This is a genomic window from Novosphingobium sp. (assembly GCF_037133355.1).
Classification (GTDB): domain Bacteria; phylum Pseudomonadota; class Alphaproteobacteria; order Sphingomonadales; family Sphingomonadaceae; genus Novosphingobium.
In genome coordinates this window covers 153,890-178,102 of record NZ_JBAXOI010000007.1, presented here as the reverse complement: position 1 = coordinate 178,102, position 24,213 = coordinate 153,890, and the positions used below count along the sequence as shown (strand labels likewise).

Here is a 24,213-nt window from a genome sequence, read left to right as displayed (position 1 = left end):
TTCGGATATAGAAGGAATCGATTCATGAGGCTGAGATGGGCAACGTTTGCTGCGGCGGTGACGGGACTAGCGGTTATCGCCCCCGCTCAAGCGCGGGAGGAAGCGATCACTGGAGTTGCCACTGCCCCTGAGATGAGACCTCAGGGCTTCCATGTGGCCGAGGCGTCAAACGGTTTCCAATTGGTCGAGCATGGTATCTGGAAACGTCCCAAAGATAATACCTTGCCCGCCGCCGCTATCGTCGAAGCTGGCCGGATCCACTTTCCCTATCGCTATGCGAAATCCGAAAGCAGGGGACCGTCGGGTTTTCGCCGAGCAAGTTACCTCCCCCATGTCTACGCTGCTGAGACGCAATATGCGTTACCGGCGGGCCTTCTCGACGCGTTGGTATGGACAGAGTCCCGGTATAATCCATTGGCGATTAGCAAGGCTGGTGCCGCTGGGTTGGGACAGCTAATGCCCGGAACTGCTCGCGATCTTGGCATTTCAAACCGCTTCGATCCAATGCCCAACATCTTCGGCGCAGCGCGGTATCTGCGCCAAATGCTCGACAAGTTCGGGGTAGTGCATCTGGCTATCGCTGCCTACAATGCTGGTCCTGGCGCAGTAGAACGAGCTGGCGGCATCCCGCACAATGGCGAGACGCCGACCTATGTGCGCGATGTGCTGCGTCATTGGCGTTTCTGAAAAGGAGGTGGTTGTGAGTTCCAGTCGAATACGCGTGTCTGGAATGCTGAGCCGCGGCAGTCGCGGGATGATCCTGACCACGAAAGCCGACGAGGTCTGGATTGTCGAAAGCGAGATGCCCACTGATAATCTCGTTGGCTCAACGATTGTCGTCGAAGGTACCATCGCGGGCATCGACCGCTTGCGTGCAGATTGGATGGGCGTCGCAGAGACCAGTGCGTAACAAGCGTGGCTATGCGACTGCCGACAGAGGTGGACTGCCGTCGGCGGCGAGCGGGATAATTGCCTGAGCCGCCAAGGTATCAAGACCATCTGCAATATGGCGAGCGTAGTGCCGCTCGATCATGACGATGCTAGTGTCATGGATGGCAGCAACCAGACGAGTTGGGAGGTTCGCGCGGATGCCTCTCACAATCGAGGAATGCCGAAGGGCGTAGGGAATGACGTCGGGAAGACCGGCTTTCTTTCGGATGTCTCCCCAGGGACGCACGATCTCGCCTGGTGTCTGCCATGGTCCCCGCAAAGACCGAGCCCAGCGTATCGTTCCGGGCTGCTGACTGTAGCGCCAGCGCTCAAACAAGGGCGCTCCCTTGGGCCGCCCCACAACTATGGGGACCAGAACCTCAAGAACGTCACGTCCGATCGGCACAGGGATCAAGCGCGCCTTCCCTCCCCGCCCTTTTCGGCTTGGCGGCATCATCAAGCGCCCCGACGCGGTTTGAACGTCCATCACTCTTAGCCGAGTAACCTGAGAAAAGCGGGCACCGGTTGCTGCCATGACCAAGATGAGCCGGTATAGGTCACCTTCCCAACCTTTCGCGCGATCGATTTCAAGCGTTGCCGACATTAGACTGGCGACCTGGTCGTCAGAAAGGATCTGGTTTTCCCGGGCAACCAAAGCATCATCGTCTTCGTCCGCCTCGTGGACGATTGTGCGCAATCCGCGCTTGATGGTGCTCATGAGGCCTGATGGCAGACGGGAGTAGTGTCGCTCAGCACAGCTATTCAATGCAGCCTTGAGGTCATTCACTACCCTCTGAATTCCGGTCGGCTTGAAGTCAGTTGGCAGGCTTGCCCGCCAAGATTGAAGATCATCTTCGGTCAGCTTGTGAAGGGGAATCTCCGCTAAGCTGCTAGCAACTATTGCTGCCCGCTTACCGCGGGAAGGACGCCCAATGACCAACTTTTCCAGCCGGCGTGCTGCGTCCGAGCGAATATCCCTACCGGTCCGACGTCTCTCGCGCGCATCGCGGGATTCAATATAAATCTCGACGGCTGAACGAACCGTCAGCGGCGGTCCGTCGGCAGCGGCCTTTGCTTCTGTACGAGCATCCGCAACCTGCGCGACGGCAGCTTTAGCGGCCGATCGATAATCGAGGGTGCCCACATCGATTGTGTCGTCGGCGGTTCCAAGAGAAGACTGACGATATCCCTGACCGGTTCTCCAGCGAACGAGCCAGGTGCCGGCGCGCTTTCCCTTGCGGTAACCCAAGTGTATGTCAGCGTCCAAGCTACGCCAGTGAAGACCGACGTCCAAACGACGGCGAGCTTCGCGGGTGGTCAGTGGTGCATCGTCGATCGTTCGGGACATGTCGGATTCCGCAAAAACGTCAAATATACGTCAAATAAGCCCATGCGTGATTTTGAGGATAGATGTGGACGTTTCGGATTGCAAGTGGATGATAAATATGGATGTTTACGGAAGCGAGCGGACCAATCAGATGGTCAAAAAACGCCGATTTTTGTACCCTCTCACGGCTGAAACACGGGTTCGATTCCCGTAGGGGTCACCAGCCGGGCAGGCTGGTGCTGCATCACACCGATCTGTAACAATCGTCCGCCATCGCGGCGCGGCGTCCGGACCGCATGGCCGACGATGGCCCGGGGACATCATGGAATTAAATTCAGTCAGCTACTTTGCCGCTTTCGCCGGAACAGGTGCGACTGCGGTTGTGGCAGCGCTCTTTGCCATGCTGCGCGAACGCGCCCAGCGGCGGCGGCGCGATCTCGACCGGGTCAGCCTGGTGCCCTGGGGCTTGCTCTCGGTTCTGTTCCTGCTGCTGGCGATCATTCTGCTGGCAACGGCGGCCAAGATCGCGTTCACGTCCGAAGCCTGAACCGGACCGGGCGATGTTGCAGCTCCGTGTCGCCCGCGCGCCCTTACGCAAAACTTGTTTCAGAAACCGACACAAAAGCGCAGCCTTTTGCCGTAATGACCGACTTCGGCCCGCGGATTGGCCGGTACAGGAATAGAGCGGCGGATATGTACGGCTTGAAGGCAGATATTGGATGACAGGCCCGTCACTCCCCTGGCCAAGCGTGATTGTCGCTATTGGCACCTGCCTTGCCATGATGATCGTCGGCGCAAGTGCGGGCCTTGCCATTGCAGTGCTCATCGTCTGGCTCGGCACGCTCTGGCTCTCGCGCCCCGAACCGGTGGTCGAGGTGCGCATAAGCGACGAGGGCTCGGTCTCGCGCCAGGCCATGGTGGAACTGGTCGAACCATTCAGCGTGCCAGTGCTCATGCTCGATCGCCAGCGCATCGCCGCTGCCAATGCCGCTGCGCGCGAGGCGCTGGGCCCGCATATCGTTGGGCAGGACGCCCGCGTGGCGCTCCGCCACCCCGAGGCGATCACCCTGCTCGACAAGCCGCAAGGCACCGCCATGGTGCGCGGCCTCACCGGCTCGCGGAGCATCTGGCAGGTGCGCCGCGTCAGCATCGACCAGCGCTACTCGCTGATCGAAATGGTCAATCGCACAGCCGAGGCGGACATCAGCCGCTCGCATACCGATTTCGTCGCCAATGCCAGCCACGAACTGCGCACGCCGCTCGCCTCGATCATCGGTTACATCGAGACGCTGGCCGACCCTGACGCCAAAGTCGATGCGGCGACAGCGACCCGCTTCCACGCCACCGTGCTGCGCGAGGCCAAGCGGCTGCAGAGCCTCGTCGAGGATCTGATGTCGCTCTCGCGCATCGAGGCGGAAAAGCACGATCTCCCGCGCGAGCAGATCGACCTTGCGCAGCTTGCCGCAAGCATCGGCTGCGAGGTTGGCGCCACAGTGGGCGAGGACCGCATCACGGTCAGCGTGGCCGATGCGGTCGTCACCGGCGATCGCCAGCAGCTCGACCAAGTCATCCGCAACCTGATCGATAACGCGCTCAAGTACGGCGATCCGGCCCAGCCGGTGCGGGTCGAGGTGACGCGCGAAGGGACTGAGGCGGTACTCTCGGTGACCGACCGGGGCGAGGGCATCCATGCCGACCACATCCCCTACCTGACCCGGCGCTTCTACCGCACCGACCCCGGCCGCAGCCGGGCGGCAGGCGGCACCGGGCTTGGCCTTGCCATCGTAAAGCACATCGTCGAAAGACACCGCGGCAAGCTCGACATTTCAAGCCGTCTGGGCGAGGGCACCACCGTTACGGTGCGCCTCGCGCTGGTGGTGACAGCGCTGAAGGAAGTGTCATAGGCCTGTCACCGAGTGGTCGCATTGCCCGGGGGGCCGGGGATGTAGGGGAAACAGACAATGCCTGCGAATCGTTTCACTGCCGGATCGGTACTGGTGCTTGCCACGCTGGGCCTGGCCGCCTGCGGCGGACAGCAGAGCTCCACCCGCGATCAGGTGCGCGCAGTCGGCTCTTCAACCGTCTATCCCTTCGCCAAGGCGGTAGCGGAATCGCTCGCCAAGTCCGATGCCACGATCAAGGCCCCGATCATCGAATCGACGGGCACGGGCGCAGGCATGAAGCTGTTCTGCGCCGGCGTCGGCCCGCAGCACCCCGATATCGAAGATGCCTCGCGCCGGATGAAGAAATCCGAGTTCGACGAATGCGTGAAGAACGGGGTCAAGGAGATCGTCGAGGTCCAGGTCGGACTTGACGGCGTTGCCTTTGCCGAGGGCACCAATGGTCCCGGCATCGTGCTCACGCCGGAAGATGTTTACAAGGCGCTGGCCAAGACCCCCTTCGGCAAGCCCAATACCGCCGTCACCTGGAAGGACGTGAACCCCGCCCTCCCTGACGAGCGGATCCTGGTCTACGGCCCGCCCTCCACCTCGGGCACGCGCGATGCCTTCAAGGAACTCATCCTGGTCAAGGGCTGCGAGAGCGATCCCGCGATGAAGGCGCTCAAGGATACCGACAAGGACAAGCACGACGCCTTCTGCGGCGAAGTGCGCGAGGATGGCGCCTACGTCGATGCCGGCGAGAACGACAACCTTATCGTCCAGAAGATCGAGGCCAATCCCAAGGCCATCGGCATTTTCGGCTTCTCCTATCTCGAGGAAAACCGCGACCGGCTCAAGGGCCTGACGATGAGCGGGATCGCGCCTTCATACGACACGATCAGCAACTTCACCTATCCCGGTGCGCGGCCGCTCTACATCTATGTGAAGAAGGCCCACATCAAGGCGATCCCGGGCCTGCAGGCCTACGTGAACGAGTGGTCGAAGCTGTGGAGCAAGGGCGGCGTGCTCGCCAAGGCGGGCATGGTGGTCGCGCCCGACGACGTGCTGGCCGCGAGCGCCAAGGCGGCCAGCGAGCTGCCGGTGCTTGACGGCACGCAGCTGAAGTAAGGACCGGTCAGGGACCATGTCGCCGTCAATTCTGTTCTTTCTGGCCTTCGGGCTGGGGCTGGTCGGCTGGCTGGCAGGGCGCTCGCGGGCCTGGGCGTTCCGCCGCGCCGCGCCGGGCGGGCGCATACACTCGCTGCCCGATTTCCATGCCTGGTACGTTGGCCTCTGGGTCGCGGTGCCCGCGCTGCTGTTCGCGCTGCTGTGGGATGCGATCAGCCCCGCGCTCATCCTGCAGCACGTGCTTGCCGATCCCGCCGCCGCCGCGCTCCCCACGTTCGGCTTTGAGCGCGAGGCCCTGATGGGCGAAGCGCGCGCAGTGGCCTCGGGCGCGGCGCGCGCTGTGTTCAACAGCGAGGCCGAAGGGCTGGTCGAACCCTATCGCCTCGCGCTCACGCGCTACAACACGATCGGCCTTGTCGTAACGCTGGTAATCGCCTTTGCCGGCGGCGCCTTCGCCTTCCTGCGGCTGCGCCCCGATTTCACTGCACGCACCCGGGTCGAACGCGCGGTCATGTCGCTGCTGCTGATCGCCTCGCTCGTCGCGATCCTCACCACGGTGGGCATTGTCGTCAGCCTGGTGTTCGAGACGGTTCGCTTCTTCGGCATGGTCTCGCCGGTCGATTTCCTGCTCGGCACGCACTGGGCGCCTGATCCGATGAGCAGCGGCAAGGCCGATGGCAGCGCTTTCGGCGCGATCCCGCTGTTCTGGGGCACGATCTACATCGGCGCGATCATCGCCATGGCGGTTGCGATCCCGCTCGGGCTGATGAGCGCGGTCTACCTCACCCAGTATGCCGAACCGGGCGTGCGCCGCATCGTCAAGCCGCTGCTGGAGATACTCGCCGGCGTGCCGACCGTGGTCTACGGCTATTTCGCTGCGCTTACCGTGGCGCCGGCAGTGCGCGACGCGGCACAGGCGGTCGGCATCGCCAATGCCTCCACCGAAAGCGCCATGGCTGCCGGCCTCGTCATGGGCGTGATGATCATCCCCTTCGTCTCCTCGATGGCAGACGACAGCATTGCCGCGGTTCCGCAGGCCATGCGCGACGGCAGCCTCGCGATGGGCGCCACCCGGGCCGAAACGATCCGCAAGGTGCTCATCCCCGCCGCGCTGCCGGGCATTGTCGCGGGCATCATGCTCGCCATCAGCCGCGCGATCGGCGAGACCATGATCGTCGTCATGGCCGCAGGCGCCTCGGCCAACCTGACTGCCAATCCCTTCGCCTCGATGACCACGGTGACCTTCCAGATCGTCGCCATGCTGACCGGCGAGGGCAGTTTCGATCATCCCGCCACGCTGTCGGCGTTCGCGCTCGGCATGGTGCTGTTCCTGGTCACGCTCACGCTCAATTTCATCGCGCTGCGCGTGGTCAAGCGGTACCGCGAAGCCTATGAGTAACGCTATGATTGAGCTCGCAAGGTACAGGGCATGAGCCTCACCTCCGATCCGGCCGCGCTCGAGGAGCTGCGCGCGCGGCGCCTGGCGCGCATGCAGGCAGGCCTCGCGCGCCGCTACCGGGGGGACCGCCTGTTCCGCTGGCTCGGCTTTGGTGCGGTCAGCTTCTCGGCGCTGATCCTCGTGCTGCTGCTCGTCTCGATGGCCTCAAGCGGCTGGGCCGGGTTCCACCGCAGCGAGTTGCGCCTGACCGTGCCGCTGAGCGGGCGTATCCAGATCGATCCCGCACGCCTTGCCCAGCCCGATCCGCTCGGCGGGCTCGAAGTGGCAGGCCTGCCGGCGCTGGTCGATGCGGCCGCGAACCAGACCTTCGGCAAGGGTGGTGACGAACTGCTCGCAGACGGAGCCTGGCGTGAGATGGGCGCAAAACTCATCGCCGATCCTGCGCTGCTGACAAGCAAGGACATTGCCGTGTCGCTGCCCGCAAGCGACGATCTCGCCAATGCCACGCGCGGCGGCGGCGATCCGGCGCTGCAGCAGACCGCGACCGACCTTGCGCGCAAGGGTCAGCTGGTGCGCGCGTTCGATACCGGCTTCCTCGTCCGCGCCGATGCCACCAACCCGCAGAGCGTCGGTATCTGGGGCGCGCTCAAGGGCTCGATGATGACCATGCTGGTCACCCTGCTGCTCGCTTTCCCGGTGGGCGTGCTCTCGGCGCTCTACCTTGAGGAATACGCCGGGCGTAACCGCTGGACCGACCTGATCGAGATATCGATCAACAATCTTGCGGCGGTGCCCTCGATTATCTTCGGCCTGCTCGGGCTTGCCGTGTTCCTTGCGTTATTCCCGAACTACCGCTCCGCCCCGATCATCGGCGGTATGACGCTCGCGCTGATGACCATGCCGGTCATCGTCATTTCCGGGCGCAACGCGATCAAGGCGGTGCCGCCCTCGATCCGCGACGCCGCTTTGGCCATGGGCGCCAGTCCGGTGCAGGTCGTGTTCCACCACGTGCTGCCGCTTGCCCTTCCCGGCATTCTCACCGGCACGATCATCGGCATGGCCCGAGCCCTTGGCGAGACCGCACCGCTGCTGATGATCGGCATGCGCGCCTTCGTCGCCAGCCCGCCGAGCGATTTCACCTCGCCCGCCACGGTGCTGCCCGTGCAGATCTTCCTGTGGTCCGACGAGATCGACCGCGGCTTTGTCGAGCGCACCAGCGCCGCAATTGTCGTCCTGCTGATCTTCCTGCTCCTCATGAACGGTATCGCGATCTACTTGCGCAACCGCTTCGAGAAACGGTGGTAGTAACATGAACGCGCCCGTCCCTCCTGCCGACATGCCGGCCTCGCCGGTGTTCCCCGATCCGGTTGGTCCGTCCAAGATCAGTGCGCGCAGCGTTTCGGTCTTCTACGGCCAGAAGCGCGCGATCGACACTGTCTCGATCGAGATCCCGCAGAACTACGTGACCGCCTTCATCGGCCCTTCGGGCTGCGGCAAGTCCACGTTCCTGCGCAGCCTCAACCGCATGAACGACACCATCACCAATGCGCGCGTTGATGGAGAGATCCTGCTCGACGGGGTCGATATCTACCGTTCGGGCATGGATGTGGTCCAGCTGCGCGCGCGGGTTGGCATGGTCTTCCAGAAGCCCAATCCCTTCCCCAAGTCGATCTACGAAAACATCGCCTATGGCCCGCGCATCCACGGGATCACCGGCAGCAAGGGCGAGCTTGACGGGATCGTCGAGCAATCGCTCCAGCGCGCCGGCCTGTGGGACGAGGTCAAGGACCGGCTGACCGAAAGCGGCACCGCGCTGTCCGGCGGCCAGCAACAGCGCCTGTGCATCGCCCGCGCCATCGCGGTCGATCCCGAGGTCATCCTGATGGACGAACCCTGCTCCGCGCTCGATCCCATCGCCACCGCGCGCATCGAAGAACTGATCGACGAACTGCGCGGCCGCTATGCTATCGTCATCGTCACGCACTCGATGCAGCAGGCCGCCCGCGTTTCGCAGCGGACCGCGTTTTTCCACCTCGGAAAGATCGTCGAATACGGTACCACCTCGGATATCTTCACAAATCCGCGTGAGGAAAAGACCAAGGATTACATCACCGGCCGGTACGGCTAAGGATCATGATGACCGAACACACCGTCAAGGCCTTCGACGAGGACATCACCCGCTTGCGCGGCCTGGTCGCCGAGATGGGCGGCCTCGCCGAGCTTTCGGTGGCTGAGGCGATGGATGCTCTGGTCAGCGGCAATCAGGACATGGCCGACGGTGTGATCGCGCGCGACAAGCGCATCGACCATCTCGAGGCCGAAGTCGACCGACTCGCCGTCCGCGTGCTCGCGCTGCGCGCGCCGATGGCCGATGATCTGCGCGAAGTTATCGCCGCGCTCAAGATTGCCGGGGTGATCGAGCGCATCGGCGACTACGCCAAGAACATCGCCAAGCGCGTCGGCCATATCGAGGGGCGCAAGCGCTTCGAACCGCTTACGCTGCTGCCGGTGATGAATGAACTCGCAGGCGACATGGTACATGATGTTCTGACCGCCTATGCCGCGCGCGATCCCGTGGCGGCGGCCGAAATCGTCAAGCGCGATGCCAAGGTCGATGCCTTCTACGACAGCGTGTTCCGCAATTTCGTCTCCTACATGGTCGAAAACCCGGCCACGATCAGCTCGGTTGCGCAGCTCATGTTCGTCGCCCGCAATATCGAACGGATCGGCGACCACGCCACCAACATCGCCGAAATGGTGCACTACGCCGCGACCGGAACCTACCTGCCCGAGCGCGACGAAGTCATTCCGCCGGTCTGACCGGGCCCTACAAGGGCCAAGTCACAACGCGGTAACAAATGTCGTGTCTGCGCAACTTGACCGTCATGACTGTCACATCAGGGGTAATCGATGTCCGCGCCGAAACTGCTTCTGGTAGAGGATGATACGGCGCTGGCCGAACTGGTCGAGTACCGGTTCCGCGGCGAAGGGTACGATGTGCGTACCACCGACGACGGTGACGAGGCATTGCTGCTCGCCGCAGAGGATACGCCTGATCTCGTGCTGCTTGACTGGATGATCGGCGGCACCAGCGGAATCGAGGTCTGCCGCCGCCTGCGCCGCAGCAAGGCGACCGCGCATGTGCCGATCATCATCCTCACCGCACGCAGCGACGAGGACGACCGCGTGCGCGGGCTCGAAACCGGCGCCGACGACTATGTAACCAAGCCCTTCTCCCCGCGCGAGCTGATCGCCCGCGTCGGCGCGGTGCTGCGCCGCGTGCGCCCGGCGCTGGCCGGCGAGACGATCACTGTCGGCGATCTCTCGCTCGATCCCACCGCGCACCGCGTCACCCGCCGCGGCCAGTCGATCAAGATCGGGCCGACCGAATTCCGCCTTCTGCGCCACTTCATGGAGCATCCGGGCCGTGTGTTTTCGCGCGGGCAACTGCTCGATGCGGTGTGGGGCAGCGGCAGCGACATCGAGCTGCGCACGGTCGACGTCCATATCCGCCGCCTGCGCCAGGCCATCGCGCTTCCCGGCGCAGCCGACCCGGTACGCACGGTGCGATCTGCGGGATATGCGCTCGAAGGGGTCTGATATCCCTATCCACCCCACTACTGCTCACCCAGAGCCAGTCGAAGGTGGTTGCCTCAAATCCCCAGCAGGGGCGCGATATCGAGGTCCTCGATCGTGATCCAGCGGTTCACATAGTTGGCGTAATAGAGGCCGCACATCACGGCCGAAAGCAAGGTCGCGCGCAGCGCGACCCGGCGGGGGTTGAAGTTCGCCGGGGCACTCAGTGCCTGCCCCGGCACTTTCTCGACGCCCATTTCATCATGGGTCCGCACGCCAAACGGCATCACGAGGAACGCCGCCAGCACCCAGAACAGCGCATAGATCGCGATGATCGATGTCCACTTCACCGGCTCACTCCTCCCGCAGCAAGACCTGGACAACCGGCTTCTTGCCCGACCAGCGCTGCGCCGCGCGCCGCACCGTCAGGCGCACCGTCTCGGCAATAGCCGCCCGGTCGCGTGCCTTCTCACCCTTGAGGCTGCGCACCGCCTTTTCAACGTCGCCCTGCGCCTCGGCCACGAACTCGTCCATGTCCTCTTCGAGCGGCAGCCCCACCGCGGCGATGTTGACCGCCGAAATCAGTTTGCCCGCCGCCGTCACCGCGAGCGTCGCCACCACGACGCCGCTCTCCCCCAGCTTGCGCCGCTGCGCCATGGCCCCGCCATCGGCCGGCGCGATGATGTCGCCATCCAGCACCAGCCGCCCGGCGCGCACCGAGGTCACCTTGTGCGGACCGTCGGGAGCAAGGCGGACGACATCGCCGTTCTTCTGCACGATCGTCCGCTTGATCCCTTCGGCCTTCCCCAGCCGCGCCTGCTCGGCCATGTGGCGCATCTCGCCATGGACGGGGACCAGCATTTCGGGCTGGATCCACTTGTAGAGCGCGGCAAGTTCCGGCCGCCCGGGGTGGCCCGAAACGTGAATCATGCCCTGCCGGTCGGTCAGGATTTCCACGCCCTTCTCTGCCAGCATGTTCTGGATACGTCCGATGGCCAGTTCGTTGCCGGGTATCTGGCGGCTCGAAAAGATCACCGCATCGCCCTTCTCGAGCCGCACCGGATGCGTGTCCGAAGCGATGCGCGCCAGCGCCGCGCGCGCCTCGCCCTGGCCACCGGTCGCGAGCACAAGAACCTCGCCGCGCGGCAGGTCCATCGCCTCGTCCATGCTCACCGTTTCGGGAAAGTCCTTAAGGTAGCCGCTCGCCTTGGCAACGCCGATGATCCGATCGAGCGAGCGCCCTGCCACGCACAATTGCCGCCCGGTCGCCTCGGCGACTTGCGCGAGCGTTTGCAGCCGCGCCACGTTGGAGGCGAACGTTGTCACCACCACGCGCTTGCCCTTTAGCCCCGCCACCATCTCCATCAGCCCGTCGCGCACCGCGCCTTCCGAACCCGACGCCTTGGGATTGAACACATTGGTCGAATCGCACACCAGTGCGAGCACGCCCTCATCACCCAGCGCGGTCAATTCGGCTTCGGTCGCCGGCACGCCGATCAGCGGCTCGTCATCGAGCTTCCAGTCACCGGTGTGGAAAATCCGGCCATGCGGCGTGTCGATCACCAGTGCGTTGCCCTCGGCAATCGAGTGCGCGAGCGGCACATAGCGGATGTCGAAGGGCCCGATGCTCAGCGAGGAATCATTGGGCACCATCTTGAGATCGACTTGCTTGGCGATCCCCGCCTCGTTCAGCTTCTCCTGCACCAGCCGCGCGGTGAACGGTGTTGCATAAAGCGGCACCCCCAGATCGAGCGCGAAGTAGGGCACGGCGCCGATATGGTCCTCGTGCGCATGGGTCAGCACCACGCCGAGCAGGTCGTCCAGCCGTTCCTCGATGAACGAGAGGTCGGCAAACACCAGATCGACGCCCGGATAATACGGGTCGGCAAAAGTCATGCCGAGGTCGACCATCAGCCACTTGCCGTTGCAGCCATAGAGGTTGACGTTCATGCCGATCTCGCCCGATCCGCCGAGCGCGAGAAACAGCAATTCGTTACCGGGTTTCACAAGAATTTCCGTTCAATTTTAGGTTCTATCAGACACTTGCTCCCTCCCCTTGAGGGGAGAGACACGAAGGCTTGGCAGCGTTCTGCCCAGCCGGAGTTGAGAGGGAAAGGACCTGCTCAGGCCCTTCTCCCGGGCCAACTCCCATGAAAGGGAGAAGGCTTCGTCTCCGCAAACTCAATCAGCGCGCGGCAACGCGTTCCGCCAGAATGGCGATGCCATCCAGCGTCAGGTCGGTATCGACATGGTCGAAGATCGTGGTGTGCTGGTCGAAGAGCACGGCAAGGCCGCCAGTGGCGACGACCTTCACGGGGCGCCCGATTTCGGCGCGCAAACGGGATATCAGGCCTTCCATCATCGCCACATAGCCCCAAAACACCCCGATCTGCATCTGATCTTCGGTGTTACGGCCGATCACGCTGCGGTTGTTCCCCTGCGGCGGCGCAATGGCGATACGCGGCAGCTTGGCCGCGGCCGTGACCAGCGCGTCGAGCGAGAGATTGATGCCCGGCGCGATGATTCCGCCCTTGTAGGCCCCGTTCGCGTCCACAACGTCGAATGTCGTGGCAGTACCGAAATCGACCACGATCAGATCGCCGGCATACTTCTCGTGCGCGGCGACCGTGTTGACCGCGCGGTCCGCCCCCAGCGAGCGCGGCTGCTCGACATCGGCGATGAAGCCCCACTCAACCGGCGGCTGGCCAGCCACCAGCGGATCGATCGCGAAATACTTCTGCCCCAGCACCTGCAGGTTATGCAGCGCACGCGGCACCACGGTCGAAATCAGGATCTGCCGCACCGAGTCGGGCTCGAAGCCCTGAAGCTTCATGAGCTGCAGCAGCCATACTGCATATTCGTCCGCAGTTCGGCGCGGGTCCGTAGCCACGCGCCAGCGCGACTTGATCTCGCGCCCCTTGAACAGGGCGAAGACGACATTGGTGTTGCCCACGTCAACCGCGAGAAGCATCGTTTCCTCCTCCCGCCCCTGCTGAGCTTTGGCCGATCAGTTCGACATCCCCGGCGTGGATGGCACGGACCGCACCATCCGCCAAGCGCAGAAGCACTGCCCCATCGGGCTCGAGCCCGGCAAACCCGCCGATGACATGACCCTCCTCCGCCAGGTTTACGCCCAGCAGCGTGCCCCGGGGCAATGCGCGCGCCAGCCATGCCTCGCGCAGCATCGGCCAGCCGCCGGCATGCCACGCCGCCAGATCCTCGGCCCAGCAAGCGGCAAGTGCCGCAGCGAAGGCATCGCGGCCGATCGCATGGCCCAGCGCCGCCAGCGAGACCGTTTGCCGCCCCGGTACCTGGGGCGCTTCGGCCAGGTTGATGCCGATGCCGACGACCACAGCGTCGCTCTGCCGCTCGAGCAGGATGCCGCCGATCTTGGCCTCGCTTACCAGCAGGTCATTGGGCCACTTGAGCACGAGGCCCGCCAACTCAGGCACCACGCTAAGCAGCGCGCGGTGGGCAGCGACTCCCGCCACCAGCGCCAGCGTCTGCGGCAGCGCCTCGCCATCGCGCAGCGCCACGGCGGTCGACCCCATGAAATTGCCAAACCCGTCGGTCCACACACGCCCTGCGCGCCCGCGCCCGGCGGTCTGGCGGTCGGCCACCAGCCAGTGGCCTTCCGCCGCAACCTCACCCGCCGCCAGCCGCGTTAGCAGCGCCGCATTGGTCGAGCCGATCTCGGCGACGACCTTTATGAGCGGATCGGGAATCAGAGGATCACCCGAAGTGGAACAGCGCGGCGGCGGCATGCCCCGCCAGCACATCGAGCGCGCCGGTCAGGCGATAACCGAGCGGCGAGATCGCCACCACCGATACGAACAGCAGCACTCGCTGCGCCAGATCGCTCTTGCCGCGCACCACATTGGCCGCCTCGTCGAAGTACATCACTTTGACGACCTTGATGTAGTAGAACGCGCCAATCACCGAAGCAGCGATACCGATGGCCGCCAGCGACAGCAGGTTCGCTTCGACTGCCGCGCGGAACACGAGGAACTTGCCCCAGAACCCGAACAGCGGCGGAATGCCGGCAAGACTGAACATGACCGCCGCCAGCGCCAGCGCCAGCATCGGCCGCGTCGTCGAAAGCCCCGCCATCGCCGCGATCGATTCTACCGGTGCGCCGTCCTCGTCGCGCAGCATCAGCACCGCGACAAAGGCCGCGACCGACATCGCGACGTAGATCAGCAAATAGACCAGCATCGCCGACGCACCTGCCTGCGTCGTGCAGGCAAGGCCGATCAACATGAAGCCGACGTTGTTGATCGAGGAATAGGCAAGCAGGCGCTTGATGTTGTCCTGCCCGATCGCGCCCAGCGCGCCGATCACGATCGAGAGAAGCGCAACGAAGATAACAATCTGCTGCCAAGCCCCCGGCTGCGTGCCGAAGGCATCGAGGCTGACGCGCATGAGCAGGCAAAGCGCCGCCACCTTTGGGGCGATGGCGAAGAAGGTCGTCACCGGGGTCGGCGCGCCCTCGTAGACGTCGGGCGTCCACATGTGAAATGGCGCCGCACTTACCTTGAAGGCAAGGCCCGCCAGCACGAATACCACGCCGAAGGTCGCGCCCATCGACAAGGGGCCGGAAAGCGCCTCGCGGATGCCGGCAAAGCTGGTGCTGCCGGTGAAGCCGTAAGTCAGGCTTACTCCGTAGAGCAGAATGCCCGAGGCAAGGCTGCCCAGTACGAAGTACTTGAGCCCCGCTTCAGCCGAACGCTCGTCGCTGCGCAGGAAAGCCGCCAGAACATAGGCGGCAAGGCTGTTGAGCTCGAGCCCGATATAGAGCGAGAGCATGTCGGTCGCAGACACCATCATGCCCATGCCCATCGAGGCGAAGAGCACGAGCAGCGGGAACTCGGCACGCATCGCGCCGGTGCGTTCGAAGAAGGCCGGAGCCACGATCAGCGTGACCGCCGCGCCCACGTAGATCAGCAGCTTGGCGAAGGCGGCAAAGGCATCGCCCTTGAACTGCCCGCCCCACGCGGCCGTCTCGGCCCCCATGGCGCCATGCCACAGCGCCGGCACGGTCAGCACGGCACAGACGGTGAGCACAGCCACCGCCGCGATCGAAATCACGCGGCTGGCCTTGTCACCGCCCCAGGCGGCGGCAAGAAGCAGGATCAGGCCGGATACGCTCAGGACTTCCTCGGTCCCGGTGATGGCCAGCGAACGCAAGAGGTCCATCAGCGTGCTCCCCCGTGCGCGGCTTCAGCCCCGTGTTCCATTGCTTCCCCATGTTCCTGTTCCGCGCCAGCGAGCGGGAGGGCGCCCGCCCGCCATTCGGCATCGCCCTTGGGCCGCGCCTGCGCCAGCCGCGCCTCGAGCCCGGCGATATCCTTGCGCATCGGCGCGAGGAAGGTTTCGGGATAGACGCCCATCCACAGCACCGCGAGGCCCAGCGGCACCATCATCGCCCATTCGCGCCTGTCGAGATCGGGCATGGCCGCAGCGTCAGCGTTCTTCTGCACACCGAACACGACGCGGCGATAGAGGTAGAGCATGTAGGCCGCGCCGAGGATGATGCCGGTCGTGCAGACCAGCGCGACCCAGCTCGACTGCGCGTAGATCCCCATGAGCGAGAGAAACTCGCCCACGAAACCGCTCGTGCCCGGCAGACCGACCGAAGCCATCGTGAAGAGCATGAAGAACAGTGCATAAGCCGGCATGTTGATCGCAAGCCCGCCGTAGCGGTCGATCTCGCGGGTGTGCAGCCGGTCGTAGATCACACCGACCGCAAGGAACAGCGCGCCCGAGACGATGCCGTGACTGAGCATCACGATCATCGAGCCTTCAAGGCCCTGCCGATTGAAGGCGAAAAGCCCCACCGTCACGATCGCCATGTGCGCGACCGAGGAATAGGCGATCAGCTTCTTCATATCGTGCTGCACCAGCGCGATCAGCGAAGTGATCACCACCGCCGCCATCGAGAGCCCGTAGATCAGCGGCGCGAACTGGGCGGAGGCCTCTGGAAACATCGGCAGCGAGAAGCGAATGAAGCCGTAGCCGCCCATCTTGAGCAGCACGCCCGCAAGGATCACCGAGCCCGCCGTAGGCGCCTGCACATGCGCATCGGGCAGCCAGGTGTGTGTCGGCCACATCGGCATCTTCACCGCAAAGCTGGCAAAGAAGGCCAGCCACAGCCACGTCTGCGCTTTCACCGGGAAGCTGTATTCCATCAGCGTCGGAATGTCGGTCGTGCCCGCCTCGTTCGCCATCCACATCATTGCGATGAGCATCAACACCGAGCCGAGCAGCGTGTAGAGGAAGAACTTGTAGCTCGCGTAGATGCGGTCCGCCCCGCCCCAGATGCCTATGATGAGGTACATCGGGATAAGGCCGGCCTCAAACATGATGTAGAACAGGAACAGATCCTGTGCGGAGAAGACGCCGATCATCAGCGTCTCCATCACGAGAAAGTTGGCGTAATACTCACCCGCGCGCTTCTCGATCGCGTTCCAGCTCGCACCGATGCAGATCGGCATGAGGAACACTGTCAGCGCGATCAGCAGCAGCGCGATCCCGTCAATGCCCAGCTTCCATTCGAAGCCGGAAAAGACTGCGGCATGTTCCTGGAACTGCCACTGCGGCCCTCCGATCTGGTAGTGCGACCAAAGCACCGCGCCCAGCACGAGATCGACCAGCGTCGCCGCCAGCGCAATCGCCCGCGCCTGTTCACGCCCGGCCATGAGGCACGCCACCGCGCCGATCAGCGGCACGAGCAGCATGAGGGAGAGAATGGGAACCCCGTTCATTTCGCAATCACCCAGCTGACCGCGCCGACAAGGCCGACGAGCATGACCAGCGCATAGCTGTTGAGATATCCGGACTGCAGGCGCACCGCGATCCGGCTGCTGCGGGCGACCACCCAGGCCGCGCCGTTGGGCCCGAAGCGGTCGATGATCCCGATGTCACCGATCTTCCAGAACACCCGGCCCAGCGCCATCGCGGGCTTCACGAACACTGCATTGTAAAGTTCGTCGAAGTACCACTTGTTCAGCACGAACCGGTAGAGCGGCCCGATGGCACCGGAGAAAGCGGCCGGAATGCCCGGCTTGGCGATGTAGGCTACATAGGCCGCAGCAAGGCCGGTGGCCATCACAGCAAACGGCGCCCACTTCACCCATTCCGGCACTTCGTGCATCGCGTGGATCAGGTGCTCGCTGAATGCGACGCTGCCCTTCCAGAACGCGCCCTCGCCGTCGCTGATGAAGGCGCCGTGGAACACAAAGCCCGCAAGCACCGCGCCGACCGACAGCAGCGCAAGCGGCAGCAGCATCGAAAGCGGGCTCTCGTGCGGGTGGTACCCGGCGGTGCCATCATGGCTGTGCGCATGCCCGTGGCCGTGATCATCATGCCCGTGCCCATGTGCATCGTGAACCGCATGCTGGATATGCTCGGACTGATCCCAGCGCGGCTTGCCCCAGAACGTCAGGAACATCAGGCGCCACGAATAGAAGCTCGTCAGCAGCGCCGCGGTGATGCCCATCCAGAAGCCGAAGTGCCCGCTTGCCGTGCCTGACCCATAGGCCGCCTCGAGGATCGAATCCTTCGAATAGAAACCCGCAAACCCGAACACGTCGACAATGCCGACGCCGGTGATCGCCAGCGTGCCCATCATCATCGCCCAGAACGTCAGCGGGATGTGCTTCCGAAGGCCGCCGTAGAACCGCATGTCCTGCTCGTGGTGCATGGCATGGATGACCGAGCCGGCGCCGAGGAACAGCAGCGCCTTGAAGAAAGCGTGCGTGAAGAGGTGGAACATGGCCGCCCCCGGCGCGCCGACGCCCGCCGCCACGAACATGTAGCCGAGTTGCGAGCAGGTCGAATAAGCGATGACGCGTTTGATATCCCACTGCGTCGTGCCGATCGTCGCCGCGAAAAACAGCGTCGCCGCGCCGACATAGGTCACCACATGCATCGCGGTCTCGCTCGCCTGGAACATCGGCGAAAGGCGGCAGACCATGAACACGCCCGCGGTCACCATGGTCGCCGCGTGGATCAGCGCCGAAACCGGGGTCGGGCCTTCCATCGCGTCGGGCAGCCAGGTGTGGAGCCCGAGCTGCGCCGATTTGCCCATCGCGCCGATGAACAGCAGGATGCACAGCACCGTCATCGTGTCGAAGCGGCTCCCGAGGAAACCGATTGTGCTGCCCGCCATGCCCGGCGCCGCCGCCAGGATCGCCGGGATCGAAACGGTGCCGAACACCAGGAACGTTCCGAAAATGCCCAGCATGAAGCCAAGGTCACCCACGCGGTTGACCACGAAAGCCTTCATCGCGGCGGCGTTGGCCGAGGGCTTGCGGAACCAGAACCCGATCAGGAGATAGGAGGCCAGGCCCACCCCTTCCCAGCCGAAGAACATCTGCACGAGGTTGTCCGCCGTCACCAGCATCAGCATCGCGAAAGTGAACAGCGAGAGGTAGGCGAAGAACCGCGGCTGATCCGGGTCCTCGTCCATGTAGCCCCAAGAGTACAGGTGGACGAGCGCCGAGACGCTGGTGATTACCACCAGCATGATCGCGGTCAGCGTATCGACGCGCAGCGCCCACGCAAAGTCGAGATCGCCCGAACGCACCCACTGCAGCACCGGCGTCACGCTTTCGTGGCCGCTGCCGGTCAGGAACGAAAGGAAGATCGGCCAGGACAGCGCGCACGAGGCAAACAGCGCCCCCGTCGTCACCACCTTGGCTGGCACCTTGCCGATCAGCCGGGCGCCCAGCCCTGCGACCAGCGCTGCCAGCAGCGGCAGGAATACGATCAACTGGATCGGATGCACGGTTCGATTACCCCTTCATCCGGTTGACGTCATCGACCGCGATCGTGCCGCGGCCGCGGAAGTAGATGACGAGAATGGCAAGGCCAATCGCCGCCTCACCCGCCGCCACGGTCAACACGAACATCGCGAAGATCTGGCCGACAAGGTCGTGCAGGAAGGCGCTGAACGCGACGAAGTTGAGGTTCACCGAGAGCAGGATCAGCTCGATCGCCATGAGGATGATGATCACGTTCTTGCGGTTGAGGAAAATCCCCAACACGCCGAGCACGAACAGGATCGCGCTCACGACGACATAGTGCTCGATGCCAATCACAGCGTAACCCCCTGGCCCACGGCGGGCTTCACATTCACTGTCGCCTCTTCCGGACGCCGCGCGACCTGCCGGCCCACGTTCTGCCCGCGCGTGTCGCGGCGCTGGCGGTGCGTCAGCACGATGGCGCCGATCATCGCGACAAGCAGGATGATCCCCGCCGCCTCGAACAGGAACAGGTAGCGCGTATAGAGCAGTGCGCCGATCGCGGCGGTGTTCGAAAGGCCCTCTGGCGTCGCCGATGCGCCGTTCGCGACGCCCAGCGGAAGCGCGCCGGTCTTCCAGGCGCCCACGCCCAGAACCAGTTCGCACAGCAGCACGAGCGCAATCATCAGCCCCAGCGGCGCGTTCTTGATGAAGCCTGCACGCATTTCCGAAAAGTCGATGTCGAGCATCATCACGACAAACAGGAACAGCACCGCGACCGCGCCGACGTAGACAATGACCAACAGCATCGCGATGAATTCCGCGCCCACCAGCACCATCAGCCCCGCCGCGTTGAAGAAAGCGAGGATCAGCCACAGCACCGAGTGCACCGGATTGCGGGCGAGAATGGTGATCGCGCCCGAGGCAATCACGAGGCTCGCAAAAAGGTAAAAGGCGAATGCCTGTATCATGTTGCGCGGCCCCTAGCGGTACGGTGCATCGGCTTCAAGGTTCGCGGCGAGCGCCCGCTCCCACTTGTCCCCGTTCGCGAGCAGCTTGGTCTTGTCGTAGAGCAGTTCCTCGCGCGTTTCGGTCGCGTATTCGAAGTTCGGCCCCTCGACGATGGCATCAACCGGGCAGGCTTCCTGGCAGAAGCCGCAGAAGATGCACTTGGTCATGTCGATATCATAGCGCGTGGTGCGGCGGCTGCCGTCCTCACGCGGTTCGGCCTCGATGGTGATCGCCTGCGCCGGGCACACCGCCTCGCACAGCTTGCACGCGATGCAGCGCTCCTCGCCGTTGGGATAGCGGCGCAGCGCATGCTCGCCGCGAAAGCGCGGGGAGAGCGGGTTCTTCTCGAACGGGTAGTTGATCGTCGCCTTGGGCTTGAAGAGGTACTTCAAGGTCAGCCAGTGCGCCTTGACGAACTCCCACAGCGTGAAGCTCTTGATGATCTGCGAGACGGTCATTCTATTGCTCCACCGGCTTGGCCGGTTCGGTCACGGACTGACACCCATATCCGGGCATCTGGAACAGAGATGGGTGCTTCATTGAAAGCCAGAAGAACGCCCCCTGACCGTCTGAATGAACATCGGAAAAGCAAGTAAAGGCAACGCGGCGCTTGGCACCTTCGGACCAGACGAGGCCATTGGACCTGCCCATGCAGCCAAACGACACCTCGGCCTGTGCTGCGGCCACGGTCCGGTTGTCCGGCCAAGTCAACGTCCAGCTCTTTCCGTCGCCATGTTCAACCAACGTCAGGTCTACGCGCGAAGCAGCCTTCTTGAGTTGGCCGGGGCTGGTGAAATACTGGCATGAGTAGATCTGGTCAGCGGCATAGGCGTTGGCAGGTGCCCACCCGGCACAAAGGGCAGCCGCCAGGCTCATGACCAAGGAGCGTGTGGAGGTAGCGTGCATCACGCGAAATGCCCCGTAGCCATCAGCCAACCGCTGATCACGACGACGAAAAACAGCGAGAGCGGCAGGAAGATCTTCCAGCCCAGCCGCATGAGCTGGTCATAGCGGTAGCGCGGCACTGTCGCCTTGACCCAGCTGAAGATGAAGAAGAAGCCGCAGATCTTGATCATCAGCCACACCACACCGGGCACGTAGTAGAGCACCGGAATGTCCAGCGGCGGCAGCCAGCCGCCCCAGAACAGCGTGGCGTTGAGCGCGCACATCAGCAGCACGTTGGCATATTCGCCCAGCCAGTAGAGCGCGAAGGCCATCGACGAGTATTCGGTCTGATAGCCCGCAACGAGCTCGCTTTCCGCCTCGGTCAGATCGAACGGCGCGCGTGCGGTTTCGGCCATGCCGGAGATCAGGAACATCACCCAGACCGGGAACAGCAGCGGGTTCGCAACGAAGCCGTTGATGATCCAGACGTGATTCTTCTGCGCCTTGACGATGTCGTTCAGATTGAACGAGCCTGCCCAGAGCACCACGCAGATAAGGATGAAGCCGATCGAGACTTCATAGGAAATCATCTGAGCGGACGCCCGCATCGCGCTGAAAAACGGGTATTTCGAGTTCGACGACCAGCCCGCGATCACCACCCCGTAAACCCCCAGCGACGAGATCGCGAGGACATAGAGCAGGCCGACATTGATATCCGCCAGCACCGCGCCCGAATTGAACGGGATCACCGCCCAGGCCATCAGCGCCACGGTAAAGGTGATGATCGGCGCGATCAGGAACAGGCCCTTGTTCGCCGCCGAGGGAATGATGGTTTCCTGCAGGAACACCTTGAGGCCGTCAGCAAACGACTGGAGGATGCCGAACGGCCCAACCACGTTGGGCCCGCGCCGCAGCGCCATCGAAGCCCAGATCTTGCGGTCCGCATAGATGACCAATGCCACCGCCAGCATCACCGGCAAGGCGATCAGCAGGATTTCCGCAATCGTCGAGACGGTCCACGCTGTCTCGAACGACAGGCCCCGCGCTTCAAAAAACGGGATCACAGCGCACCCCCTTCAACAACACTTATCGTCACCCCGGACTTGATCCGGGGTCCCGCTTGCCGCTCACGCCGCGCCTGAATGGCAGCGGGACCCCGGGTCAAGCCCGGGGTGACGGGATTGGTATGGGGAGATGCTGCGCCCATCATTCCGCGGCCTCCGCAAAGCTTTCCCCATGCAGCAGCTCCGCCGAACAACGCTGCAGCGTCGGGCTCGAACGCGCGATGGCATTCGTCAGGTAGTGATCCTTGATCGGATAACCCGCGATCACGCCCTCAGCCTTGGGCCCCGCAGGAGCCGCAGGCAGCGCGCCATATTCGGCCAAACCTTCCGAACCCAGCGCCGGCACTTCGGCAATCATCGCCGCGCGCAGCTGCTCGAAGCTGTCGAAGGCGACCGCAACGCCCAGCGCATCGGCCATCGCGCGCAGGATCGTCCAGTCCTCGCGCGCGTCGCCCGGCGCATAGACCGCGCGCTCCGAATACTGCACCCGGCCCTCGGTATTGACGTAAGTGCCGTCCTTCTCGGTGAAGGCCGCCGCCGGCAGGATCACATCGGCCGCATGCGCCGCCTTGTCGCCGTGATGGCCGATATGGACGATCATCGAGCCCGCGAACGTCGTGTAGTCCACCTCGTCCGCACCCAGCGAGATCACCATCTTCGGCTTCGCCGCGACCAGATCATTGAGGCCGCCCAGCTGCGCATAGCCCAGCATCAGCCCGCCCATACGGCTCGCCGCCATGTGGAGCACGTTGAAGCCGTTCCACTCATCGGTCACCAGCTTGAAACGCTCGGCAAACACCAGACCCGCTTCGAGCGCGCCCTTGGCCAGCCCAGCCCCGCCGATAATGATCGCAGGCTTCTTCGCGCCCTCGAACGCGGCGACAACTTCAGCCGGCACATCATTGAGAAGCCCCGCATCTTCGCCAAGGAACGTCGCCGGATACGTCGGGTCCCACGCCGCGCCGATCACGAAGACCTTCCCGCCCTTCTTGGCCGCCTTGCGCAGACGCGTGTTCACCAGCGGCGCTTCGTCGCGCACGTGGCTGCCCACGATCAGCACCGCATCGGCTTCCTCGATGCCGTTCAGCGTCGAATTGAACGCCACCGCCGCCATGTTGCTCGCGGTATAGGCCAGCCCCGTCTGACGGCCTTCAAGCAGGCTCGAACCCAGCGCGCGCGCCAGTGCCTTGGCGGCAAACATCGTCTCGCAATCGACCTGATCGCCTGAGATGACCGCCACCGAAGCGCCCGGGTTGATCGCCGCAACCGCGCTGAACGCCTCGGCCCAGGTCGCCGCCGTCAGCTTGCCATCCTTGCGCAGCCACGGCTTGTCCAGGCGGCGACGCGTCAGCCCGTCCACGACATAGCGCGCACGGTCCGACAGCCATTCCTCGTTCACGTCATCGTTCACGCGCGGCAGGATGCGCAGCACTTCGCGGCCCCGGCTGTCGATGCGGATGTTGGAGCCGACCGCGTCCGACACGTCGATGCCCAGCGTCTTCTTGAGCTCCCACGGCCGCGCTTCGAACGCATAGGGCCGCGAAGTCAGCGCGCCGACCGGGCACAGATCGATCACATTGGCCGAAAGCTCGTGCTTCGCCGCGCCCTCGAGGTACGTCGTGATCTGCATCCCCTCGCCGCGATAAAGCGCGCCGATCTCGTCCACGCCCGCGATCTCTTCCGAGAAGCGCACGCAGCGGGTGCAGTGGATGCAGCGGGTCATCACGGTCTTGATCAGCGGACCCATGTACTTTTCGGTGACCGCGCGCTTGTTCTCGTCATAGCGCGACTTGCCGCGGCCATAGGCGACCGACTGGTCCTGCAGATCGCATTCGCCGCCCTGATCGCAAATCGGGCAATCGAGCGGGTGGTTGATGAGGAGAAACTCCATCACCCCTTCGCGCGCCTTCTTGACCATCTCGCTGTCGGTGCGGATTTCCTGCCCCTCAGACGCGGGCAGCGCGCACGAAGCCTGCGGCTTGGGCGGCCCGGGCTTCACTTCGACCAGACACATGCGGCAATTGCCTGCAATGGACAGCCGCTCGTGATAGCAGAAGCGGGGGATTTCCTTGCCGGCCAGCTCGCACGCCTGCAGGACCGTCGCGCCTGCGGGGACTTCGAGCTCTACGCCGTCTACTTTGAGCTTAGGCATTCACCAGCCCCTCGAAAAAGATCATCGTCACCCCGGGCTTGACCCGGGGTCCCGCTTGCCGCCCGCACCGCGCCCGCAACGCAGCGGGACCCCGGGTCAGGCCCGGGGTGACAAAGG

Annotated in this window: 24 protein-coding genes; 10 read left to right on the top strand and 14 right to left on the bottom strand. The window is 64.0% G+C overall.

Going from position 1 to position 24,213, the window contains the following annotated elements; all coding sequences use genetic code 11:
- Positions 1 to 24: 24 nt before the first annotated feature.
- On the top strand, positions 25 to 687 hold the full coding sequence (locus WCL10_RS09540) for a lytic transglycosylase domain-containing protein (protein ID WP_336895394.1): 663 nt from the start codon (positions 25 to 27) through the stop codon (positions 685 to 687).
- Positions 635 to 910, top strand: a complete 276-nt coding sequence (locus WCL10_RS09535; RefSeq protein ID WP_336895393.1) for a DUF5818 domain-containing protein — start codon at positions 635 to 637, stop codon at positions 908 to 910. The genes WCL10_RS09540 and WCL10_RS09535 overlap by 53 nt, the downstream gene beginning before the upstream one ends.
- A 9-nt stretch (positions 911 to 919) precedes the next feature.
- Here the strand turns inward: WCL10_RS09535 and WCL10_RS09530 are convergent, their stop codons facing one another.
- Positions 920 to 2,278, bottom strand: a complete 1,359-nt coding sequence (locus WCL10_RS09530; RefSeq protein WP_336895392.1) for a tyrosine-type recombinase/integrase — start codon at positions 2,276 to 2,278, stop codon at positions 920 to 922.
- Positions 2,279 to 2,579: 301 nt separating this feature from the next.
- Here WCL10_RS09530 and WCL10_RS09525 point away from each other — a divergent pair, with 301 nt between their 5' ends.
- The 8 genes from WCL10_RS09525 (at position 2,580) to phoB (ending at position 10,264) form a co-directional block, all read left to right on the top strand.
- A complete protein-coding gene (locus tag WCL10_RS09525) occupies positions 2,580 to 2,804 on the top strand; it encodes a hypothetical protein (protein WP_336895391.1) in 225 nt (74 codons plus the stop codon).
- A 172-nt stretch (positions 2,805 to 2,976) separates the two neighbouring features.
- Entirely contained in the window at positions 2,977 to 4,161 is a 1,185-nt protein-coding gene (locus WCL10_RS09520) for an ATP-binding protein (RefSeq protein WP_336895390.1), read from the top strand.
- 57 nt (positions 4,162 to 4,218) lie between these two features.
- Positions 4,219 to 5,265 carry a substrate-binding domain-containing protein gene (locus WCL10_RS09515; protein WP_336895389.1) on the top strand — a complete coding sequence of 349 codons (1,047 nt, stop codon included), beginning with the start codon at positions 4,219 to 4,221 and terminating at the stop codon, positions 5,263 to 5,265.
- A 16-nt stretch (positions 5,266 to 5,281) separates the two neighbouring features.
- Positions 5,282 to 6,664, top strand: a complete 1,383-nt coding sequence (pstC, locus tag WCL10_RS09510) for a phosphate ABC transporter permease subunit PstC (RefSeq protein ID WP_336895388.1) — start codon at positions 5,282 to 5,284, stop codon at positions 6,662 to 6,664.
- 90 nt (positions 6,665 to 6,754) lie between these two features.
- The gene (gene pstA, locus WCL10_RS09505) at positions 6,755 to 7,969 is read left to right on the top strand and encodes a phosphate ABC transporter permease PstA (protein WP_336895416.1); all 1,215 of its coding nucleotides are present in this window, start codon (positions 6,755 to 6,757) and stop codon (positions 7,967 to 7,969) included.
- A 31-nt stretch (positions 7,970 to 8,000) separates the two neighbouring features.
- The gene (gene pstB / locus WCL10_RS09500) at positions 8,001 to 8,792 is read left to right on the top strand and encodes a phosphate ABC transporter ATP-binding protein PstB (RefSeq protein WP_336895415.1); all 792 of its coding nucleotides are present in this window, start codon (positions 8,001 to 8,003) and stop codon (positions 8,790 to 8,792) included.
- 5 nt (positions 8,793 to 8,797) lie between these two features.
- Positions 8,798 to 9,484: a phosphate signaling complex protein PhoU gene (gene phoU, locus WCL10_RS09495; protein WP_336895387.1), complete on the top strand. Its 687-nt coding sequence runs from the start codon at positions 8,798 to 8,800 to the stop codon at positions 9,482 to 9,484.
- 90 nt (positions 9,485 to 9,574) lie between these two features.
- A complete protein-coding gene (gene phoB, locus WCL10_RS09490; protein WP_336895386.1) occupies positions 9,575 to 10,264 on the top strand; it encodes a phosphate regulon transcriptional regulator PhoB in 690 nt (229 codons plus the stop codon).
- Between the two features lie 53 nt (positions 10,265 to 10,317).
- Here phoB and WCL10_RS09485 read toward each other — a convergent pair whose 3' ends face one another.
- From WCL10_RS09485 to nuoG, 13 genes are all read right to left on the bottom strand, one after another.
- Positions 10,318 to 10,590 carry a DUF1467 family protein gene (locus tag WCL10_RS09485; protein WP_336895385.1) on the bottom strand — a complete coding sequence of 91 codons (273 nt, stop codon included), beginning with the start codon at positions 10,588 to 10,590 and terminating at the stop codon, positions 10,318 to 10,320.
- Between the two features lie 4 nt (positions 10,591 to 10,594).
- Complete coding sequence (locus WCL10_RS09480; protein WP_336895384.1) at positions 10,595 to 12,247, bottom strand: ribonuclease J; 1,653 nt, start codon at positions 12,245 to 12,247, stop codon at positions 10,595 to 10,597.
- 178 nt (positions 12,248 to 12,425) lie between these two features.
- The gene (locus tag WCL10_RS09475; protein ID WP_336895383.1) at positions 12,426 to 13,211 is read right to left on the bottom strand and encodes a type III pantothenate kinase; all 786 of its coding nucleotides are present in this window, start codon (positions 13,209 to 13,211) and stop codon (positions 12,426 to 12,428) included.
- Positions 13,195 to 14,004 (bottom strand): biotin--[acetyl-CoA-carboxylase] ligase, encoded by an 810-nt coding sequence (locus WCL10_RS09470; protein WP_336895382.1) that lies wholly within the window; start codon positions 14,002 to 14,004, stop codon positions 13,195 to 13,197. Before WCL10_RS09470 ends, WCL10_RS09475 begins: the two co-directional genes overlap by 17 nt.
- Complete coding sequence (nuoN, locus tag WCL10_RS09465; protein ID WP_336895381.1) at positions 13,973 to 15,436, bottom strand: NADH-quinone oxidoreductase subunit NuoN; 1,464 nt, start codon at positions 15,434 to 15,436, stop codon at positions 13,973 to 13,975. The genes WCL10_RS09470 and nuoN overlap by 32 nt, the downstream gene beginning before the upstream one ends.
- Positions 15,436 to 17,004 (bottom strand): NADH-quinone oxidoreductase subunit M, encoded by a 1,569-nt coding sequence (locus tag WCL10_RS09460; protein ID WP_336895380.1) that lies wholly within the window; start codon positions 17,002 to 17,004, stop codon positions 15,436 to 15,438. The genes nuoN and WCL10_RS09460 overlap by 1 nt, the downstream gene beginning before the upstream one ends.
- Positions 17,001 to 19,028, bottom strand: coding sequence for an NADH-quinone oxidoreductase subunit L (gene nuoL / locus WCL10_RS09455; RefSeq protein ID WP_336895379.1), 2,028 nt, complete (start codon positions 19,026 to 19,028; stop codon positions 17,001 to 17,003). The genes WCL10_RS09460 and nuoL overlap by 4 nt, the downstream gene beginning before the upstream one ends.
- A 7-nt stretch (positions 19,029 to 19,035) precedes the next feature.
- Positions 19,036 to 19,341, bottom strand: a complete 306-nt coding sequence (nuoK, locus tag WCL10_RS09450; protein ID WP_336895378.1) for an NADH-quinone oxidoreductase subunit NuoK — start codon at positions 19,339 to 19,341, stop codon at positions 19,036 to 19,038.
- Positions 19,338 to 19,955 (bottom strand): NADH-quinone oxidoreductase subunit J, encoded by a 618-nt coding sequence (locus tag WCL10_RS09445; protein WP_336895377.1) that lies wholly within the window; start codon positions 19,953 to 19,955, stop codon positions 19,338 to 19,340. The genes nuoK and WCL10_RS09445 overlap by 4 nt, the downstream gene beginning before the upstream one ends.
- Before the next feature lie 12 nt (positions 19,956 to 19,967).
- Positions 19,968 to 20,453: an NADH-quinone oxidoreductase subunit NuoI gene (gene nuoI / locus WCL10_RS09440; RefSeq protein WP_067908828.1), complete on the bottom strand. Its 486-nt coding sequence runs from the start codon at positions 20,451 to 20,453 to the stop codon at positions 19,968 to 19,970.
- A 1-nt stretch (position 20,454) separates the two neighbouring features.
- Positions 20,455 to 20,871, bottom strand: a complete 417-nt coding sequence (locus WCL10_RS09435) for a hypothetical protein (RefSeq protein ID WP_336895376.1) — start codon at positions 20,869 to 20,871, stop codon at positions 20,455 to 20,457.
- A 29-nt stretch (positions 20,872 to 20,900) separates the two neighbouring features.
- Entirely contained in the window at positions 20,901 to 21,944 is a 1,044-nt protein-coding gene (gene nuoH, locus WCL10_RS09430; protein ID WP_336895375.1) for an NADH-quinone oxidoreductase subunit NuoH, read from the bottom strand.
- A gap of 142 nt (positions 21,945 to 22,086) precedes the next feature.
- Positions 22,087 to 24,096 carry an NADH-quinone oxidoreductase subunit NuoG gene (gene nuoG, locus WCL10_RS09425; RefSeq protein WP_336895374.1) on the bottom strand — a complete coding sequence of 670 codons (2,010 nt, stop codon included), beginning with the start codon at positions 24,094 to 24,096 and terminating at the stop codon, positions 22,087 to 22,089.
- Positions 24,097 to 24,213 lie beyond the last annotated feature (117 nt).

What these genes read in the sequence shown, in the direction of transcription:
- WCL10_RS09520 (WP_336895390.1), top strand. Translation starts at nt 2,977, where the DNA reads ATGACAGGCCCGTCACTCCCCTGGCCAAGCGTGATTGTCGCTATTGGC.
- nuoI (WP_067908828.1), bottom strand. Translation starts at nt 20,453, where the DNA reads ATGACCGTCTCGCAGATCATCAAGAGCTTCACGCTGTGGGAGTTCGTC.
- phoB (WP_336895386.1), top strand. Translation starts at nt 9,575, where the DNA reads ATGTCCGCGCCGAAACTGCTTCTGGTAGAGGATGATACGGCGCTGGCC.
- WCL10_RS09460 (WP_336895380.1), bottom strand. Translation starts at nt 17,004, where the DNA reads ATGAACGGGGTTCCCATTCTCTCCCTCATGCTGCTCGTGCCGCTGATC.
- WCL10_RS09475 (WP_336895383.1), bottom strand. Translation starts at nt 13,211, where the DNA reads ATGCTTCTCGCGGTTGACGTGGGCAACACCAATGTCGTCTTCGCCCTG.
- WCL10_RS09435 (WP_336895376.1), bottom strand. Translation starts at nt 20,871, where the DNA reads ATGAGCCTGGCGGCTGCCCTTTGTGCCGGGTGGGCACCTGCCAACGCC.
- pstC (WP_336895388.1), top strand. Translation starts at nt 5,282, where the DNA reads ATGTCGCCGTCAATTCTGTTCTTTCTGGCCTTCGGGCTGGGGCTGGTC.
- WCL10_RS09525 (WP_336895391.1), top strand. Translation starts at nt 2,580, where the DNA reads ATGGAATTAAATTCAGTCAGCTACTTTGCCGCTTTCGCCGGAACAGGT.
- nuoN (WP_336895381.1), bottom strand. Translation starts at nt 15,436, where the DNA reads ATGGACCTCTTGCGTTCGCTGGCCATCACCGGGACCGAGGAAGTCCTG.
- pstA (WP_336895416.1), top strand. Translation starts at nt 6,755, where the DNA reads ATGCAGGCAGGCCTCGCGCGCCGCTACCGGGGGGACCGCCTGTTCCGC.
- WCL10_RS09535 (WP_336895393.1), top strand. Translation starts at nt 635, where the DNA reads ATGGCGAGACGCCGACCTATGTGCGCGATGTGCTGCGTCATTGGCGTT.
- WCL10_RS09530 (WP_336895392.1), bottom strand. Translation starts at nt 2,278, where the DNA reads ATGTCCCGAACGATCGACGATGCACCACTGACCACCCGCGAAGCTCGC.
- phoU (WP_336895387.1), top strand. Translation starts at nt 8,798, where the DNA reads ATGATGACCGAACACACCGTCAAGGCCTTCGACGAGGACATCACCCGC.
- pstB (WP_336895415.1), top strand. Translation starts at nt 8,001, where the DNA reads ATGCCGGCCTCGCCGGTGTTCCCCGATCCGGTTGGTCCGTCCAAGATC.
- WCL10_RS09470 (WP_336895382.1), bottom strand. Translation starts at nt 14,004, where the DNA reads ATGCCGCCGCCGCGCTGTTCCACTTCGGGTGATCCTCTGATTCCCGAT.
- WCL10_RS09540 (WP_336895394.1), top strand. Translation starts at nt 25, where the DNA reads ATGAGGCTGAGATGGGCAACGTTTGCTGCGGCGGTGACGGGACTAGCG.
- nuoG (WP_336895374.1), bottom strand. Translation starts at nt 24,096, where the DNA reads ATGCCTAAGCTCAAAGTAGACGGCGTAGAGCTCGAAGTCCCCGCAGGC.
- WCL10_RS09515 (WP_336895389.1), top strand. Translation starts at nt 4,219, where the DNA reads ATGCCTGCGAATCGTTTCACTGCCGGATCGGTACTGGTGCTTGCCACG.
- WCL10_RS09445 (WP_336895377.1), bottom strand. Translation starts at nt 19,955, where the DNA reads ATGATACAGGCATTCGCCTTTTACCTTTTTGCGAGCCTCGTGATTGCC.